The organism is Pseudomonas sp., from assembly GCF_049645325.1.
Classification (GTDB): Bacteria; Pseudomonadota; Gammaproteobacteria; order Pseudomonadales; family Pseudomonadaceae; genus Aquipseudomonas.
Genome location: NZ_JBARTQ010000137.1, coordinates 1 through 17,058 on the forward strand (window position 1 = coordinate 1; position 17,058 = coordinate 17,058).

At 62.8% G+C, this 17,058-nt stretch carries 14 protein-coding genes; 5 read left to right on the forward strand and 9 right to left on the reverse strand.

Annotated elements, in window-relative coordinates:
- Positions 1-45: 45 nt before the first annotated feature.
- The 3 genes from WBB95_RS06040 to WBB95_RS06050 form a co-directional block, all read right to left on the reverse strand.
- The gene (locus tag WBB95_RS06040) at positions 46-891 is read right to left on the reverse strand and encodes a helix-turn-helix transcriptional regulator (RefSeq protein WP_424486732.1); all 846 of its coding nucleotides are present in this window, start codon (positions 889-891) and stop codon (positions 46-48) included.
- On the reverse strand, positions 884-1,522 hold the full coding sequence (locus tag WBB95_RS06045; protein ID WP_424486733.1) for a YbhB/YbcL family Raf kinase inhibitor-like protein: 639 nt from the start codon (positions 1,520-1,522) through the stop codon (positions 884-886). The genes WBB95_RS06040 and WBB95_RS06045 overlap by 8 nt, the downstream gene beginning before the upstream one ends.
- 117 nt (positions 1,523-1,639) lie before the next feature.
- Positions 1,640-2,494 (reverse strand): LysR family transcriptional regulator, encoded by an 855-nt coding sequence (locus WBB95_RS06050; RefSeq protein WP_424486734.1) that lies wholly within the window; start codon positions 2,492-2,494, stop codon positions 1,640-1,642.
- 107 nt (positions 2,495-2,601) lie between these two features.
- On the opposite strand from WBB95_RS06050, the gene WBB95_RS06055 reads away from it, so the two are divergent.
- The 3 genes from WBB95_RS06055 to WBB95_RS06065 all read left to right on the forward strand — a co-directional run bounded on the left by WBB95_RS06055 (position 2,602) and on the right by WBB95_RS06065 (position 5,612).
- Positions 2,602-3,075 (forward strand): nuclear transport factor 2 family protein, encoded by a 474-nt coding sequence (locus tag WBB95_RS06055; protein ID WP_424486735.1) that lies wholly within the window; start codon positions 2,602-2,604, stop codon positions 3,073-3,075.
- A 76-nt stretch (positions 3,076-3,151) separates the two neighbouring features.
- Positions 3,152-4,576 carry an MFS transporter gene (locus tag WBB95_RS06060; RefSeq protein ID WP_424486736.1) on the forward strand — a complete coding sequence of 475 codons (1,425 nt, stop codon included), beginning with the start codon at positions 3,152-3,154 and terminating at the stop codon, positions 4,574-4,576.
- Positions 4,577-4,751: 175 nt separating this feature from the next.
- On the forward strand, positions 4,752-5,612 hold the full coding sequence (locus WBB95_RS06065) for a DNA/RNA non-specific endonuclease (protein ID WP_424486737.1): 861 nt from the start codon (positions 4,752-4,754) through the stop codon (positions 5,610-5,612).
- Positions 5,613-5,665: 53 nt separating this feature from the next.
- Here the strand turns inward: WBB95_RS06065 and WBB95_RS06070 are convergent, their stop codons facing one another.
- Positions 5,666-6,589, reverse strand: a complete 924-nt coding sequence (locus tag WBB95_RS06070) for a LysR family transcriptional regulator (protein WP_424486738.1) — start codon at positions 6,587-6,589, stop codon at positions 5,666-5,668.
- Between the two features lie 123 nt (positions 6,590-6,712).
- On the opposite strand from WBB95_RS06070, the gene WBB95_RS06075 reads away from it, so the two are divergent.
- Positions 6,713-8,098, forward strand: a complete 1,386-nt coding sequence (locus WBB95_RS06075; RefSeq protein ID WP_424486739.1) for a M20 family metallopeptidase — start codon at positions 6,713-6,715, stop codon at positions 8,096-8,098.
- 66 nt (positions 8,099-8,164) lie between these two features.
- Entirely contained in the window at positions 8,165-9,454 is a 1,290-nt protein-coding gene (locus WBB95_RS06080; RefSeq protein ID WP_424486740.1) for an MFS transporter, read from the forward strand.
- A gap of 79 nt (positions 9,455-9,533) precedes the next feature.
- On the opposite strand, the gene WBB95_RS06085 is transcribed toward WBB95_RS06080, so the two are convergent.
- Genes WBB95_RS06085 through WBB95_RS06105 form a run of 5 tightly spaced genes read right to left on the reverse strand, consistent with a single transcriptional unit; the run spans position 9,534 to position 17,058 of the window.
- Positions 9,534-11,147, reverse strand: coding sequence for a dipeptide ABC transporter ATP-binding protein (locus WBB95_RS06085; RefSeq protein ID WP_424486741.1), 1,614 nt, complete (start codon positions 11,145-11,147; stop codon positions 9,534-9,536).
- Positions 11,144-12,028, reverse strand: coding sequence for an ABC transporter permease (locus tag WBB95_RS06090; protein ID WP_424486742.1), 885 nt, complete (start codon positions 12,026-12,028; stop codon positions 11,144-11,146). The genes WBB95_RS06085 and WBB95_RS06090 overlap by 4 nt, the downstream gene beginning before the upstream one ends.
- A 3-nt stretch (positions 12,029-12,031) precedes the next feature.
- The gene (locus WBB95_RS06095; protein ID WP_424486743.1) at positions 12,032-12,982 is read right to left on the reverse strand and encodes an ABC transporter permease; all 951 of its coding nucleotides are present in this window, start codon (positions 12,980-12,982) and stop codon (positions 12,032-12,034) included.
- Positions 12,979-14,592, reverse strand: a complete 1,614-nt coding sequence (locus WBB95_RS06100) for an ABC transporter substrate-binding protein (RefSeq protein ID WP_424486745.1) — start codon at positions 14,590-14,592, stop codon at positions 12,979-12,981. Before WBB95_RS06100 ends, WBB95_RS06095 begins: the two co-directional genes overlap by 4 nt.
- Positions 14,593-14,637: 45 nt before the next feature.
- A complete protein-coding gene (locus tag WBB95_RS06105) occupies positions 14,638-17,058 on the reverse strand; it encodes a TonB-dependent receptor plug domain-containing protein (RefSeq protein WP_424486744.1) in 2,421 nt (806 codons plus the stop codon).

Here is a 17,058-nt window from a genome sequence, read left to right on the forward strand (position 1 = left end):
ACTGCGCAGGTTCAAGGTCGGCAGGCTGATCGCCGGCCTCAAGGCTCAGCGACTATCTTGCAGCGAAAACCCGAACCGGCTTTTGAAGCGCATCGAAAACCTCGAAAGCGCCCGATACCCGCACGCATCGGCAATCTGCGAGACGCCCAGGTGCGTCGTCTGCAGCAACATCATTGCGTGGTGCATGCGGATCTCCGTCAGCAGCGTGCTGAAGCTCACGCCTTCATCTGCCAGCCGACGGCGCAGGGTCGCTTCACTCACCGCCAGTTCGCGGCCGGCGAGCGCGGCGGTCCAGGACTGCTCAGGTGTCTTGGCCAACAGCTGGGTCAACCGTTCCGCGAGCCCGGCCGGGGCAGGGCGCGGGTACACAATCCCGCGCTCCTGCAAGGCCAGAAGCAGGCCCATGGCACGGTGGGCCTGTTGCAGCGCCGATACATCCGGTGACTCAATGCCGCGAATGCAGAACTGCAGCGAATCATTCAGCGCTTCATCCAATACTGTTTGCTGGCAGGTCTGCAGCGCAGGTGCAGGCGCGTGCAGATGACCATAACGCTGATGGAATTCAGTGATCAGCGCCGGGGCAAAGCTCAGAAACAGCGCGGTATAGGGCGCGCCGTCAGGGGCAGGCGCCTTGTGCACGTTGACCTGGGTGTTCTTGGTGACGGCCATGAGCCGGGAGGCGTCTTCCAGCGTCCAACGACCTGCCGCATTTTCCACCAGCAGCGTGCCGCACGTGACCACCAGCAACGTGGCTTCGAAGAATCGAAAGTCGCGCGCGTGATGGCCGCGCGTCAACTGCGGCCGGGCGAGGGTGCACACCCCTTGAGCGTGCAAGCGCGCGCCCGATGGCAGCAGCCATTGGGCGGGCAGTTGGCAGAGCGGTTTAGTCAAGGTTGAGCAGCTCGTCAGGGGCCAGTGTGTAAGTGCCGGTGAGGCTGGCCTGGGCAAGAATGTGGCCTTGCAGCGCAGCCAGCACAGCGGCGCCATTGAGTGCACCTTGTACCTCCAGGTGCGCAACGTCCAGTGCATACACGGTGAAAATATAGTGGTGCAGACGCTCGTCGTTCCACGGTGGGCAAGGGCCGTCGTAGCCAAAGTAGTCGCCGGCCATTTGCGCGTCGCCAGCGAACCACAGGCTGTAGTCATTCAGACCATGGCGCAGGCCGCCGACGGTTTGCGGGCCGCTTTTGCCGTGGGCGGTGATGCTTGCGCTGTGGCTACCGGCGCTGATTTCACGGGCTCCGGCGGGGATGTCTAGCAGCAGCCAGTGGTAAAAGTCCACGCGGGGCAGGTTAAGCGCCACGCGCTTGCCTTCCTGATTGACGTCATCGCCGACGCTCGGCACATCCGGGTCATGGCATACAAGCACGAAGGACTGGGTGCCTGCGGGCACATCGGCCCACGCCAGGTGCGGGTTGCGGTTGCTCGACAAGGCGTAATGGTTCACCGCATCGGGGACGGCAAAGGCGTATTCGCCGGGGATGGCGCAGTGGTCAGCGAAGGCGTTACTGCTCAGTTTCATGGTCGGGCCTGGCGTGGTAAGTGAGGGCTCATTTTAGGACGTTGGCTGGGGCGCCTTTTGACCGAGCCGATCAACTATCCCGCTCAGGCGCTCATTCGGCACGCCTCATGGGCATTGTCAGGCCGTGCCAATCATCTCGCCCGCGAGGTCGGCGAGTGCACGCAGCCGGTCCATCTGGCGCATGTCCTGGTGATAGCCCATCCAGATATCGCGCCCGGGTGGTGCCTCGTCGGTGTCCACACGCTGGAGTGCCGGCAATTGATCGCCGAGGGCGCGGGGCAGCACGGCAATACCGAGCCCACGCGCGCACATGTGCGCCTGGACCGTGCGGCTGCTGCTGGTGAACACGGTCCTGGCCCGTGGGTAGCGTTCTTGCAGCCAGAGTACGTCGGGATAATGCGCCTGGGCGGTGTTCATGGTGATCACGTTGACACCTTCACCTTCTGCCCGTGGCAGGAAGGGTGCCTGTGCACTGGCGTAAAGCCCGTAGCTCAGCGTGGTGAGCCGTCGCTGGACGATGTCAGGCTCGGTGAAGGGGACGATCCGGAACGCGATATCCGCCTCCCGGCGCGTCAGGTCGAACAGTCGGTGCCCGGCGATTATCTCGGGCACGATCAAGGGATGACGCCGCAAGAGTTCACTGAAGACCGGACCGAGTACGTAGCAGGCAAACCAGTCCGCCGAAGAGATGCGCAACAGGCCTTCAGGCTGATCGCTTTCGCCCGCGATGCGCCGCTCGATCGCCAGCGCGCTGCGTTCCATTTGCTCGGCCAACTCGAAAATGTGTTCGCCGCTGTCGGTCAGCACCAGCCCCGAGGCGGTACGGCGAAAAAACACCTGGCCGCTCGCCTGTTCGAGTACCTGCAGGCGCCGCCCCACGGTGGGATGGCTGACCCCCAGGAGTTTCGCCGCCGCGCCCAGCGAGCCGCCCCGTACGATGGCCAGGAATACGCGCAAGTCATTCCATTCCATGGTTTACCCCGTACAAAAGTGAACGGCGAAGATGCAGCAATGGCAGTCCCGCCGCAACCCTTGGGTTCGCACAATGGAGGCCATTCACTCATCGAAGGAAACGCCCCATGAACCTTGAAACCCTGTGCGCTCGCCTGGAGGCATTGGAAAGCCGCGCGGCAATCGAAGCGCTTATTTCTGCCTATGCCAACGCGTTCGATCGTATTGACCCGGACTTGTTGCGCACCCTCTGGCATGCCGATGCACGGCTGGACCTGCCAGGTTTCGGCGAGGGCTTGGGCCCGGCGGGCATCGTCGCAATGGCGCAGACCAACTGGAAAAAAATGCCGCACATGCACCATTGGATGGCCAACCCGTTGATTCAGATCGAGGGCGCCGTGGCCACGGCAACCGTCGCGGCCGACTGCCTGTTCCATGACATTGAGCAAGGGCCGGTGCAGGTCAGCGGCCTTTATCACGACCGCTTCGAACGCCGCGAAGGTCAATGGCGGTTCACGGCGCGACGTTTTGAGCTGCATTTTCTGACGCCGCTGGCCAACTGGAAGCCGGTTGCGGGCTCGGAACTATTCGCTGGCGTTTGACCGAACAACCCGTGCGGGCTTTGTGCAGCACATGGCACGCGGCCCGCCCCCGATTGAACCCGTATGGAAGCTGTCCATGTCTCGAGACGCTGTAGCCCAACCCGATCCTCGCCGCTGGGCGATGTTCGTGATCTTACTGGTGGGGGCATTTCTGCCGCCGCTGGATTTTTTTATCGTTAACGTTGCACTCCCGTCGATCCATACGGAACTGCAGGCCTCCGCCTCTGCCGAGCAATTGGTGATTTCCGCCTACGCAGGGCTCTATGCCGTGACACTGATTACGGGCGGGCGCCTCGGCGACCTCTACGGCCGAGGCCAGATGTTTTTTATCGGGCTGATCGGCTTTGGGGTCGCCTCGCTGCTCTGCGGCTTTGCCGGGTCGCCCTGGGTGCTGATCGCCGGACGCGCCTTGCAAGGCGTGACCGCTGCGGTAATGGCACCGCAGGCGCTCGCCTCGGTGCAGGCTATTTTCCCAGAATCGGAAAAGCCGCTCGCGCTCAGCCTCTATGGCGCGGTCTTCGGCCTGGCCGCCGTGATTGGGCAGGCGTTGGGCGGCATCCTGATTTCGCTGAATGTACTGGGGCTGGGTTGGCGGGTGATTTTCCTGATCAACTTGCCGGTGGTGGCGCTGGTGGTGGTGGTCGGCATTCCCTTGCTCAAGCAAGCACGCGTGCGCCCTTCAACCCGGCTGGACCTGGGCGGCATGGCCTTGTCGGTTGTTTGCCTCGGCGCGCTCATCGTGCCGCTGATACTCGGGCGAGAGGCGGGCTGGCCGTGGTGGTCGTGGCTGTCGCTGATCTCCGCGCTGCTGCTGGCGCGTTGGTTCTGGCGGTATGAGGCCAACCTTGGTCGCTCGGGCGGTGTGCCTTTGATCGATCCTGCGGTTTTGAAGGCGCCGGGTCTCGGTCGCGCGCTGACGGTCGCCTTGTTGCTCTACTCGATTGGGGTGTTTTTCCTGTTGTTTTCGGTCTACCTGCAGCAGGCACTGCACGCATCGGCACTCAGCGCCGGCCTGGTGTTCCTGCCGTTTGGCGCAGGGCTGCTGCTGGGGCCGCTGATGACGCCGCTGGGCAAACGCGTGCTCGGCGACTATGTGAATCCGTTGGGCATGGCCCTGGAGTCGATCGGTTTGCTCGGCCTGGTCTGGCTCATCCTCGCGGTACCGACCGGTGTGCAACCAAGCCCCGTGACGCTTGGCCTGATGCTGTTCGTGATTGGTCTGGGGCAGGGCCTGGCGTTGCCAACCTTGATGCGCATGGTCACCGGCCGCGTGGCGCCTGCGTATGCGGGCATGATCGCCGGCATCGCCAGTTCCACCCTGCAACTCAGCACCGCGCTCAGCGTCGCTGTCATTGGCGGGGTGTTCTACACCGTCCTTGGCGCGCGCACCGATCCGGCCGCGATTACCCAGGCCTTTATCGTTGCCGCCCTGTGCATTGCGTTCTGCCTGGCTGCGGGGGCGGGGGTGAGCGCGACGTTGGCCCGGCGCGGGCTCAGGTAGGCGATCGGCTGATTAACTGGAACATGGCTTATACGTGATGTTTAATTCTTGGGTCACGGCTGCCCTCATTTTGAAATGTCCGGGTGGTTGAATGTTCAGCTGGGCCGGCTGCAGGAGCCGCCGTGGCCGGCTGAACCCATATCGACGTTAGTGATTCACCCCAAGGAGATACACCATGCAAGGACGTATAAAGTTCAAGCACCTCGCGTTTCTGTTGATCCCGCTTATTGCGGCGTGTACGACACCCGACAGAACCCGCGAGGCCACCGTCACGCCTGCGGTGCAGCCTGCACCGGCGTTGCCGTTCGATAACTGTTCGGCGGGATGCCCTGGCGGCGGAAGCCCCCTGACGTTAAACCGCCAGGCTTACACCCTGAACAACAATGGCTCGACCAAGTTTGCCAACTGGGTCTCGTACAAAATCACCCAGGACACGCCCGCCAGCGGCCGCCCGCGCGACTGGCAAACCGACCCGGATATTCCGGTCGGAGAAACCCTCGACCCGGTCGACTACAACGGTGCCAATGTCGCGCTCAAGGTCGACCGTGGCCATCAGGCCAACCTCGCGTCAATGGCCGGTGTTGCTGACTGGAAAACCCTTAATTACCTGTCGAATATCACCCCGCAGAAAGCCGACCTCAATCAGGGCCCTTGGGCACGGCTTGAGGACCAGGAGCGCAACCTCAGCAAAGCGCCAGGCCTGGACCCGGTATATGTCGTCACCGGGCCGCTGTATGAGCATTTTGTCGGCACGCTGCCGGGGACGAACAAGGTCCACACCATTCCCAGCGGCTACTGGAAAATCATCGTTGTTGGCCGCACACCCGAAAACGGCGTGTATGCCTCGTTTGTCATGAACCAGGAAACGCCGAAGGGCGCGAATTTCTGCGACTACCAAGTGACGGTGAGTCAAATTGAAGAGCGATCCGGGCTGACGTTCTGGAGCAGTTTGCCGCAGGCGGTGCAGGCGTCACTGAAGGCGAAGCAAGGGCAACTGCTGAGCCGAATCGGCTGTAAGCAGGGCGTCACACAATGAAGTGAGGCCGCCTGGACGGCTTTCGTCCGGGCGGCCTTTGGGCCGGGCCAGCCTCACCCATTCCGATGCGATGGGTGTTCGGGATGGAGTATTTCCGCGGTTTGATCAAGACGCTCTATCAGGCTGGCAACAAACCGCTCCAGGACGTGCGGGAGTTTGCGTTTTTGCATCGTCAGGATCTGGATATGCCGCTCTGACAGCTGACTGTTGGACAGTGGGATTGAGACCAGGCCGTCCTCCGGGTTGCCGATGCGCCCGACTTTACTGGCCAGCGCGATAGCATCCGACTGGCGGACAAACTCTTGCAGCGCGCTGGAATAGTTGCACACCATTGAGTGACGAAACGTCAGCCCCTCCAGTTGGCAGGCAAGGTCAAACAGCTGGCGCTGGGTGGTTCCCTCAGCCGTCAAAGCAACAGGGTAGGGTTGCATCTCTGTCAGCGAAAGCACGGCTTCCCTGGCCAGCGGATGGTGTGTGCGCATGAGTGCGCAGGTGGTGGAGCGGCACGAATATTCGATGTTCACCGCTTGCAGAGGCGCGGTGCTGAAGGTGATGCCGATATCAACTTCACCCGTGCGCACTTTATCCACGCAGGCGGAGGGCGTCGTCACGTCTAACCGGTACTGCACCGATGGATGCAGCTTCTCGAACGCCACCATCACCTGGGGTAAAAAGTTTCTCGACAAGCCTTCCGTCGACGCGACGCGAATCATCTTGGCGCCCGGGTAATCATTCCCGCGCAACTCAAGCAGTAACTTCTCTTCCTCCAGGCGGGCCCGCCGCGCATGGGCTGCCAGTGCTTCACCGCCCGCAGTGAGGTGCATGCCTCGGGGGCGACGATCAAACAACTGAATGCCTACCTGTTCCTCGAGCAAGGCTATCTGTCGGCTGACGGCACTGGGCGCGATGTGCAGTCGCTCACCCGCAGACGCCAGCGATCCGCTGTCGACCACGGCCAGAAAATATCGGTAATCCATCGACGTTGCCTCGGGTTGGTTGCAGCTAATAATTAGATGGCAGCCTTGCATAAATAGCAATATTCAGATGCCTGAAGATGCGCCAGTATTTCGTTCATCGATCCTCAGGCACGCGAGAAGCGCATGAACAAACAGGACGCCGTGACGTCAGCACGCAATTACTTCTTTGATGGTTTTTTTGAACAGGACCTGCGACGGCGAACCGCTTGCCGAACGGAGAGCCAGAGCCCGCAGGGTGGCCCTGAGCTACAGCGTTACCTCAGCGATGAAATCATGCCGCAGCTGGAAGGCATGGGCTTCGACTGTTCCATTTTTGATAACCCGGTAGGTGCAGGACCGTTTCTTATTGCCCAGCGCCATGAAGACGACTGCTTTCCCACCGTCCTCACCTATGGCCACGGGGATGTTGTGCTGGGTTACGACGAACAATGGAGAGCAGGGCTGAGCCCGTGGGCATTGAAGGTCGAAGGTGAGCGCTGGTACGGACGCGGAACCGCCGATAACAAAGGCCAGCACACTATCAACTTTGCCGCATTGGCGCAGGTCATCAGCGCGCGCGGCGGCAAGCTGGGCTTCAACGTAAAAGTGATTTTCGAAACCGGCGAGGAGTGTGGCTCGCCGGGGCTGCATGAGTTTTGTCATCAGCATCGGGAGGTGTTGGCCGCCGATGTGTTTATCGCCTCCGACGGCCCGCGCTTGAATGCCGAGCGGCCTACGATGTTCCTCGGCTCCAGAGGCTCGGCGCTTTTTCGTCTGGACGTCGACGCACGTGACAAACCGCTGCATTCGGGCAACTGGGGCGGCGTCATGGTCAACCCCGCGGTGGTGCTGTCCAACGCCATCGCAAGCCTGGTCAGTGCCCAAGGCCGCGTGCTCTGCCGCAGCCTGTTGCCGGCGGGTATTCCTGAGTCGGTGCGCAGCGCCATTGCTGATTTGAACATCGAGGTGCACTCCCTGGGGCGCCCGCTTGATGACGCGTGGGGCGAGCCTGGCTTGACCTTGGGCGAACGGCTGTTTGGCTGGAACACGGTGGAGGTGCTTGCGATCAATGCCGGCAATCCGAAGAAACCAGTGAACGCCATCCCCGCGTCAGCGACTGCCTTTTGCCAGCTACGGTTTGTCGTCGGTACCGACTGGAAAGCGATCGAAAGTAACGTGCGCTCGTATCTGGATGAGCACGGGTTTCACAACGTGCGCGTACAGGTCACCACGGTCTCCCCCGCAACACGACTGGACCCCGATCATTACTGGGTCAACTGGGTCAAGAAATCGATTGAAGGCACAACCGGCAAGAAGCCTGCGGTCTTGCCTAATCTGGCCGGGACATTACCCAATGATGTGTTTTCCAGCATCCTGGGGCTGCCGACCTTATGGATACCGCATTCTTACCCGGGCTGCTCCCAGCACGCCCCCGATGAGCATTTACTGACGCCCGTCATTCTGGAAGGGCTGACGATGATGACCAGCCTCTTCTGGGACCTGGGCGAGCTGGCGCATACGCCCGAATAATAAATAGCAGCACGCACCCCTTTAGAACTGCCGCCCGAACAATTTTATAAAAACCGGAGCGCCATCGTGCCAGAGCTGACCTCTACGCCAGACCGTTGTGAAACCCAAGCCAAACCCCTGTGGAAACCTGTGTGTGCGGCGTTAGTGGGTAATACGCTGGAATGGTTTGACCTGTCGGTCTACGCCTATTTTGCCGTCACTATCAGCAACGTGTTTTTCCCTTCCGATGACCCGACCGTATCGCTGTTCATGGCGTTTGCCACGTTCGGTTTATCGTTCCTGATTCGTCCCCTGGGCGCTGCGGTTTTAGGCTCATACGCCGACAGGCGAGGCCGAAAAAAAGCCTTGTCGCTGTCCATCAGCCTGATGCTCTTGGGCACGTTCTTCATTGCAGTCATGCCCGGCTACGCCAGCATCGGCGTCGTGGCTCCCATCGGTATATTGCTCGCGCGCTTGCTCCAGGGGTTTTCGGCAGGCGGCGAGTTTGGAAGCGCAACCGCGTTCATGATGGAACATGCACCGGCGCGCACCCGAAACTTCGTCGCCAGCCTGCAGTTTGCCAGCCAGGGCTTTGGTGTCGTGATCGCGTCCTTGTTTGGCTTTTTCCTGACCTCCCATCTGGACGCGCAACAGATGATTGACTGGGGTTGGAGGGTGCCGTTCTTTTTCGGCCTGATGCTCGGCCCGGTAGGCATCCTGATACGCAGAACGACCGATGAATCGCCTGAGTTCAAAGCCGCAGAACCCGGCGCGCGGCCCTTGAACGAGGTGTTTCGATCACAGAAAACACTGCTGTTGGTGGCGATCGGCACCATGGTGATATCGACGGCTTCCACTTACATGATTCAGTACATGCCGTCCTATGCCATCACGGTATTCAACATACCGCAGCACTCCGCTTTCCTGGCGACGCTCACAGCAGGCATCATCCTGACGCTGGTCACGCCCCTGGTCGGGTATATCTGCGGGCGAGTGGGGCGGATCAAGCTGATGCTGTGCGCGGCGGCGCTTTACATGGTGGTTATTTGCCCGGCGTTCCTGTGGCTCAAGCGCTACCCAAGCGCTGACTCGCTGATACTGGTGGTGGCGTTGATGGCGTTGATCAAGGCTGTTTATTACGCGCCCCTGGCCTCCCTGCTTGGCGATATCTTCCCGGTACAAACGCGCGTCACCGGTATCTCGCTGAGTTACAACCTGGGCGTTACGATTTTTGGAGGGTTCGCCCCGGTTATCGCGACGGGGCTGATTGCGCTGACAGGTTCAGGCATCGCCCCCAGCTTTTATCTGATCGCTGCAGCGGCGCTGAGTATCAGCGCGCTGTGTGCTGCCTGGTTCAAATTGCGTATTCGGCGATGAGTGTCGGTTGATTATTGAAAGGGACTCGGGAGAAGAAGGGCATCACGGCGCGTGACTGTGCTGCCGAGTAAAGCGCCGCTCAGGCGGCGCTCGCGGTAGCGTGCTGGCCCGGGATGGCGCCAATCAGCTCACGGGTGTAATCGCTGGCCGGGCGGTTGAAGATGCGCTCTACCGAGCCCTGTTCGATCACCCGGCCATTGCGCAACACCAGCACCTCATGGGCGAAGTTGGCGACCACCGACAAGTCGTGGGACACCAGCACGTAGGCGATGCCAATGTCCCGTTGCAGCTCTTGCAGCAGTTCAAGGATGTGTGCCTGCACGGACACGTCGAGGGCGCTGACCGGTTCATCCAATAGCAAGAGATCCGGTTTCAGCGCCAGAGCGCGGGCGATGGCGACACGTTGGCACTGGCCGCCGGAAAGCTCGCGCGGCAGGCGATCAAGGAAACTCACCGGCAAATGCACGCGACTGATCAGCTCGCGCGCGGCCTGTTCCAGGGCCGGGCCCTTGAGCAAGCCGAACGACACCAGCGGTTCGACGATGCTGTCGAACACTGTGAAGCGTGGGTCCAGCGCCGAAAACGGGTTTTGTTGCACCAGTTGCAGGCGCTGGCGCAGCGGGCGGAAGTCGCGCCAGCTGAGGTCGGTGACGTCCTGTTGCTCGAACCACACCCGCCCGCGGCTGGGTTTTTCCAGGCCGAGGGCGATGCGCAGCGCGGTGCTTTTGCCTGAGCCGGACTCGCCGACAATCGCCAGGGTCTGCCCGCGGTAGACCTGCAGGCTCAAGTCCTCCAGCGCCACAAAGCTCGCGTCTTCGCCCTTGACCTTGGGCAGTGCGAACGTCTTGCCAACGTTTTGCAGTTGCAGGATCGGCGGCTGCGTCGGCGCCGGTCGGGCCAGTGGCTGGCGGCGCTTGGCGAACGCCGGCGCGGCGGCGATCAAGGCGCGGGTGTAGTCATGCTGCGGCGCGCCGAGAATCTGCCGGGGTGCCCCTTGCTCGACCACTTGCCCCTGTTGCATCACCAGGACGCGGTCGGCGCGATCCAGTGCCACGCCAAGGTCATGGGTGATGATCAGCAACGAAATGCCGCGCTCACTGACCAGCCGTTGCAGGTGGTCGAGGATCTTGCGCTGCACGGTGACGTCGAGGGCGCTGGTCGGCTCGTCGGCGATGATCAGGCGTGGGTTGCCGGCCAGGGCGATGGCGATCAACACGCGCTGGCGCATGCCCCCGGAGAGTTCGTGCGGGTACTGGCGCGCGCGCAGTACCGGCTTGTCGATACCGACCTGTTGCAGCAGCTCGACGATATCCGCATCGACACCGGGGTAGCGCTTGCCCTTGGCCAGGATCAGCGCCTCGGCAATCTGCTGGCCAATGCGCAGGGTCGGGTTGAGGCTGACCATCGGGTCCTGGGGCACCAAGCCGATGGTGCGCCCGCGCAGGCCGCGTTTCTGGCGTTCGCCGGCGTGGGTGAGGTTGTTGCCGTCCACCCACAACTCGCCGGCGCTGATGTGTGCGCTGTCCGGCAACAGGCCGAGAATCGCGTTGGCCAGGGTGGATTTACCCGAGCCGGACTCGCCGACAATCGCCAGCGTCTCGCCTTGGGCGATGGTCAGTGACAGCTGGTTTACTGCCAGGTTGCCGTGCCGGTAGCTGACACTAAGCTTGTGAACATCCACTAAAGCATTCATCGCTGAACCTCCTCGAACGTGCGGGCAATGTGGTTGAGGCTGAACACCACCGCGACCAGGAACAGGCCGGGCAGCAACGACACCCAGGGGGCGGTGATCAGAAAGTGCCGACCGTTGGCGATCAACGTGCCCCATTCGGCGGCCGGAGGCGCGGCGCCGAAACCGAGAAAACTCAGGCCGGCGGTGGCGAGTATGGCTGCACCGAAATCCAGGGTCGCCAGTACCGCCACTGGGCCCCAGGCGTTGGGCAGGATGTGCCGCAGCAAGGTGCGGCCCCAGCTGGCGCCGCCCAGGCGTGCGGCTTCCACGTACGGCAGGGTCTTGACCCGCAGCACTTCGGCACGGGTGGTGCGGGCGAACCCGGGGATAATCCCGACGCCCACGGCGATAGCCACCGGCACCGTGCCGAAGCCGATGGCGGTGACAATCGCCAGGGCCAGCAGCAAGCCGGGCAGGGCGAGCAACACGTCGACAAACCGCATGATCACCGCATCGATACGCCCACCGGCAAAGCCGGACAGAATGCCCAGCCCGAGCCCGCCCAGCAACGCGATCCCCACCGCCAGAAAGGCCGCCAACACCGACAGGCTGGAGCCGTAGACCACCCGGGTGTACAGGTCGCGGCCCAGCTCGTCGGTGCCGAACCAGTGGGTCAGGTTCGGCGCCGTGAGCTTGACCGCCGGTGCGGTGGCATAGGGGTCGAAGCTGGTCAACCACTGCGGCGCCACGGCGGCCAGCAATGAAAACACCACAATCAACACCGCCAGGCTGAAACCCGGTCGCCGCAGCAAGGGCATTACCGCCGCCGTGGCACGTTGGCGGCGGCTGCGGCGTTGCCAGAGTGGGGTCGTAAGGCCGAGGTTTTGCTCAAGAATAGTCATGGTCTAGGACACCTTTGGCGTGTGGGAGATGCGCGGGTCGAGCCACGGGTACAGCAAGTCCACCAGCAGGTTGACCAGCACAAAGGCTGCCGCCGACACCGCGACAATCGCCAGCACCACCGGGATGTCCTGGCGCAGCACGGCCTCCTGGGCCAGGCGGCCGATGCCGGAGCGAGCGAAGATGGTTTCCACCAGCACCGCACCGGACACCGTATTGCCCACCTGCAGGCCGACCAGCGTGAGAATCGGCAGCGCCGCGTTGCGAAATCCATGGCGCGCCTGCACCTGGCCACGGCTGAGGCCCTTGGCGTAGGCGGTGACGATATACGACTCCTGCCACACGCCCTGGAAGCTGCGCTGCAGCACTTGGGCATACACCGCCGCACTTGGAATCGCCAGGGTGATCGCCGGCAGTACCAGGCTTTCAAAGCCCCGGCTGCCGGTGGCGGGGAACCAGCCGAGGCCAAAGGCAAACACCTGGATCAGCAACAGGCCCATCCAGAACACCGGCACCGAAAACCCCAGGGAAGGCAGGCGCGCCAGGGCTTTTTTCAGCGGTTGCCAGCGGATATAGGCGGTCAGGTAGGCCAGGCCGATGCCGCCGACCAGCGACAACACAATCGCCAGGCCGGCCAGGGACAGGGTTTGCGGGAGGCGCTCGGCGAGCAACTCGGCGACCGGGCGGTTCAGCGACAGCGACTGGCCGAAGTCGCCGTGCAAGGCGCCCAGCAGCAGGTCGACATATTGCTCGAACAGGCCCTTGTCCAGGCCGTAATAGGCGCGTGCCTTGGCCAGGTCGGCCACCGACAGCGAATCGGCCTCCATGCCCGAGGCACTGAGCATGATCGACAGCGTGTCGCCCGGCAGCAGATAGAGGATGAAGTAGGTGATGCTATAGGCCCCCCACAGCACCAGCAGGGCCTGGCCGACGCGGCCGATCAGGTAGCGGCTCATGGCGTGCCGATCTCGATATCACCCAGCAGCGCGAAGCCCTCGGCGGTCCAGCGAAAGTTCTTTACCTTGGGCGACGTTGCCGCCTGCCACACGCGCTCGTACACCGGGAACGCCGAGCTTTCGTCGATCAGCAGGTCCTGCAGGTCGCCATAGGCGGCGGCACGTTGTTCGCCTTGGGTGGCCGTAATGCCGGCATCGAACAAGCCCTTGGCTGCTTCCAGGGTGGCCGGTTCATAGGTATTAGTGGCCACGGTGGAGCTGTTGGCGCTGCGCGGGTCGAGGATGGTTTGCAGGATGATCGGGTCGGCGCGGGTCATGTAGTTGATGGTCAGGTCGTAGTTGCCGGCAGAGTTGTTGGCCACCCATTCGGCGCGGGTCACCACGCTGAGTTTCAACTCGATGCCGACCTTGCGCAGTTGGTCCTGGATCAGCACGTCACCCGCGGTTTCGGCTGGGCTGATGTTGTAGCTCAGGCTCAGGCGCTTGCCGTTTTTGCTGCGGTAACCGTCCGCGCCCTTGGCCCAGCCGGCTTGATCCAACAGTTTTTCGGCAGCTGCCGGGTCGTAGCCGAGCTTGCTGCCCTGGCTTTTGAAGTAAGGCGTGGTCACGTCGAAGATGCCGTCCACCACCGGGAACTCGGCGTTATACACGGTGCTGGCGTAGCTCTTGCGGTCGATGGACTTCTGCACGGCCAGGCGCACGTGTTGATCGGCGAGGATGCGTTCGCCACGGGTGTTGGGGTACAGGTTCAGCGCCGGGCCTGGCAGCGAGCGGCTCTGGATGGTCGCGCCCTTGGACTGGAACAGCTTGAGGTCGACTTCCGAAAACGGGTTGCGTGGCCACAGGATGTCGGCCTTGCCCTGCAGGAACAGGCCGTTGCGCACGCTCTCTTCGGGGATGTAGCTGATGTCGACGGCGTCCAGGTGTGCCTCACCCGGGTTCTTCATATTCGCCGAGGGCCACGCGTAACCCTTGCGTTTGGTCAGGTGCGCGCCGACTTCCGGGGTATAGCTGGCCAGCACAAACGGCCCGGTACCGATGATCTTGCCCAGGGAGCGCTCCTTGACCGTGAGTGCATAGGACGCGGGCGCGAGGATTGCCAGGTTGGTGGTAGAGGTGGCTTGTAAAAAGCCCGCGTTGGGTTTGGCCAGTACCAGCTTGACGGTGAAGTCGTCGACCACTTCGGTGTGGTCATAACCCGCCAGGTAGGTGGCGCCGAAGGTCGCCGGCAGCTCGGTGGCCAGGGTCTTGTCGCTGTCGAACGCGGTTTTCACCGCTTTTGCGTCGAAGCGCTCACCGTTGCTGAACGTCACGTCGTCGCGCAGGTGAAAGGTGTAGGTCAGCTCGTCGTCACTGATCTCCCAGCTCCTGGCCAGCCAGGGGATGATCTTTCCGGTGGCCGGGTCCTGGTCGGTGAGCGACTCGGCGACATTGCGCAGCAGCACGCGGTGTTCCAGCCAGTAGACCTGGAACGGGTCGACGCTGACCAGGGTGGTGTTGTCGCCAAAAAATGCAATGTTCAGGGTTTTGTTCGCTTGCGCCTGGTCACCCGAAGGTGAGCAGGCGGCCAGGCTGATTGCCAGGGCGCAGGGGGCCAGCAGGCGGCTCATCAAGTTGGAGGTGTTCAATGGGGTGCCCTCGTTTGGCGATGTGAATCAGAAGTCGTAGGCCAGCTTGGTGTACCAGTAGCCGCCGCCCGGATAGAACGGCGGGTTGCCGTAAGGCGCCAGGCCGAGGTTGCTGTAGACGGCGTGCCGGTCGGGGCGCACGTCGAAGATGTTGGTGCCGCCGATGCTGACGGTGATGCTGTCGACGAAGGTGTAGCTGACGTCGAGGTCGGTGATCCATTTGGCGCCGAAGCTGCGATCCCCGGTGGGGTTGACCGCCAGGGTCTTGACCGCGCCGTAGCGGGCGGTTTGCAGGTTGACCGCGAGGTCCTCGACCTTCCAGTTCGCGCCGAGGATCCACTTGGTCTTGGGCGACGCCTCGGTGAGGTCGCCTTCGCGGTCGCGGCCCACCAGGGTCACGCCGGAACCCGCCAGTGCGGCCGGGGTGTCGCGGGTGCCTTCGATGGTGGTCTTGTTCCAGTTAAAGCCCAGGCTCCAGCGCACGTCGCCCCAGGCATCCAGCGGCGTGGTGTGGTCGGCAACCACATCCAGGCCACGGGTGCGGGTGTCGAAGGCGTTGGTGTAATAGTTGACCCAGGTGCCGGTGGGCACGCCCTGGGCGGCGAGGATCGCGTTGACTGCGCCATTGCCTTGGTCATAGATATTGCTGGTCAGGGCGATGCGGTCGTCGATGTCGATCAGGTAGGCGTCCGCGGTGATGCTGGTGCGCGGCGCGGGTTGCCAGGTGAGGCCCAGGCCGAGGTTGCGCGACTTCTCCGGTTTCAGGTCATCGCCACCCAGCGCCTTGGCCAGGTTGCTGCCCGACGGGGTCAGGCGGGTGACGGCCGGAACCACGTTGCCGTTGACGTCGGTGGCCACGCGGTTGTCCGCCACGGTGTAGCCGATCTGGGTCAGCGACGGCGCACGGAAACCAGTGCCGACGGTGCCGCGCACCGCCACGCTGTCGGTCAGCTCGTAGCGCGAGTTCACCTTGAGGCCGAAGGTGTTGCCCGAGTCATCGTCGTAATGTTCGACCCGCCCGGCCACATCGAGGAACCAGCGCTCGGTGAGGTCAAAGCCCAGGTCCAGGTAGCCGGCGTAGTTGTTGCGGATCAGGCTGACCTCATCTTCGGGGCGAATGGTCACTGCCGCCTGTGCGCCCGATGCCGCCGGGTAGGTGCCGGTGATGTAGGCCTCGGGGTCGCCGGCGAAGGTGCTGAAATGCTCCCAGCGATGCTCCAGGCCGGCCGACACCTGCACCGGCGACGTGAGGTTGAACAGGCTGTCGTAACGGCGGGTGAAGTCGAGGTTGTTGACCCATTGCTCGAAGCGGAAGGTCGCCAGGTTGTCGAATTTGGTCGGCGAGGCGGTGCCCAGCGACGGGTTGATATTCAGGTCGCTGGAGTGGTGCACATTGTTTCGCCCGTAGGTGGTGCTCAGGTCCCAGTTCCACTCGGCCACTTGGCCCTTGCCGCCAAACAGCAACTGGTAGTCGCGGTCCTTGATGTTGTTCAGCGGGTAGTAGCCGTCGGGGAACACTTCGGGCACCGCCGCGCGGCCGGTGGGCAGGCGGAAATAGTTGGCCGCTTCGGCGTCGCGCTCGCCGTAGGTGGAGAACGAATAAAGGGTCAAGTCTTCCAGCGGCAGCTCGGCGTTGTAGGCCAGGTTGAAGGCCTTGAGGTCGGGGTCGCCGTTCTTGATGGCCACCCGGTCCCAGGCCGCTTCCTTGGCCGGATCGTTGAAGGCGCGTACGCTGCTGTCGGCCTTGTCGTTCCACGAGGCTTCGCCGCGTTTGCGCGCATCTGCCGAGAGGTGGAAGAAGCCGCCATTGCCGAGCTTGAAACCCTGGTCGCCAGCGACCTTGATGGTTTCGCCCTGGCCGGAATACAACTGGCCATAGCTGCTCTCCAGGTGCCCGCCGTTATTGGCGGACTTGAGGATGATGTTGATCACCCCAGCCACCGCATCCGAGCCGTACTGGGCGGCGGCGCTGTCTTTGAGTACTTCGATATGGTCGACCGAGCTGACCGGGATCAGGTCGATGTCCACGGCATTCGCGCCGCTGTTGTCGATCGAGCCGCGTTGGCCGGTGGCGCCGTTATGGCGCCGTTTGCCGTTGACCAGCACCAGGGTGTAGGCCGGGCCGAGGCTGCGGTTGCTCAACGGGCGGGTCACCGAGTTGTAGCCAGCGATATTGGTGCCGAAGTTGAAGGAGGGCAGCAGCTTGGCAATCGCCTCGGACAACTCGGCGCGGCCGGTCTTGAGCAACTGCTCGCTGTTGATCACATCAATGGGTGCCGGACTGTCGGCGACGGTGCGCTCCTGGCCGCGCAAGCCGGTGGAAATCACCGTTACCGTGCCGAGCTTGGCGTCCTCGGCGCAGGCGGGCACCGCCGCCAGCAGCAGCGAGCTGGTCAACAGCGACAGGCGGAATTTTTTCAGCGGCGCGGGGAGAGAAATATCTGGCAT

What these genes read in the sequence shown, in the direction of transcription:
- WBB95_RS06045 (WP_424486733.1), bottom strand. Translation starts at nt 1,522, where the DNA reads ATGAAACTGAGCAGTAACGCCTTCGCTGACCACTGCGCCATCCCCGGC.
- WBB95_RS06050 (WP_424486734.1), bottom strand. Translation starts at nt 2,494, where the DNA reads ATGGAATGGAATGACTTGCGCGTATTCCTGGCCATCGTACGGGGCGGC.
- WBB95_RS06055 (WP_424486735.1), top strand. Translation starts at nt 2,602, where the DNA reads ATGAACCTTGAAACCCTGTGCGCTCGCCTGGAGGCATTGGAAAGCCGC.
- WBB95_RS06060 (WP_424486736.1), top strand. Translation starts at nt 3,152, where the DNA reads ATGTCTCGAGACGCTGTAGCCCAACCCGATCCTCGCCGCTGGGCGATG.
- WBB95_RS06065 (WP_424486737.1), top strand. Translation starts at nt 4,752, where the DNA reads ATGCAAGGACGTATAAAGTTCAAGCACCTCGCGTTTCTGTTGATCCCG.
- WBB95_RS06070 (WP_424486738.1), bottom strand. Translation starts at nt 6,589, where the DNA reads ATGGATTACCGATATTTTCTGGCCGTGGTCGACAGCGGATCGCTGGCG.
- WBB95_RS06075 (WP_424486739.1), top strand. Translation starts at nt 6,713, where the DNA reads ATGAACAAACAGGACGCCGTGACGTCAGCACGCAATTACTTCTTTGAT.
- WBB95_RS06085 (WP_424486741.1), bottom strand. Translation starts at nt 11,147, where the DNA reads ATGAATGCTTTAGTGGATGTTCACAAGCTTAGTGTCAGCTACCGGCAC.
- WBB95_RS06090 (WP_424486742.1), bottom strand. Translation starts at nt 12,028, where the DNA reads ATGACTATTCTTGAGCAAAACCTCGGCCTTACGACCCCACTCTGGCAA.
- WBB95_RS06095 (WP_424486743.1), bottom strand. Translation starts at nt 12,982, where the DNA reads ATGAGCCGCTACCTGATCGGCCGCGTCGGCCAGGCCCTGCTGGTGCTG.
- WBB95_RS06100 (WP_424486745.1), bottom strand. Translation starts at nt 14,592, where the DNA reads ATGAGCCGCCTGCTGGCCCCCTGCGCCCTGGCAATCAGCCTGGCCGCC.
- WBB95_RS06105 (WP_424486744.1), bottom strand. Translation starts at nt 17,058, where the DNA reads ATGCCAGATATTTCTCTCCCCGCGCCGCTGAAAAAATTCCGCCTGTCG.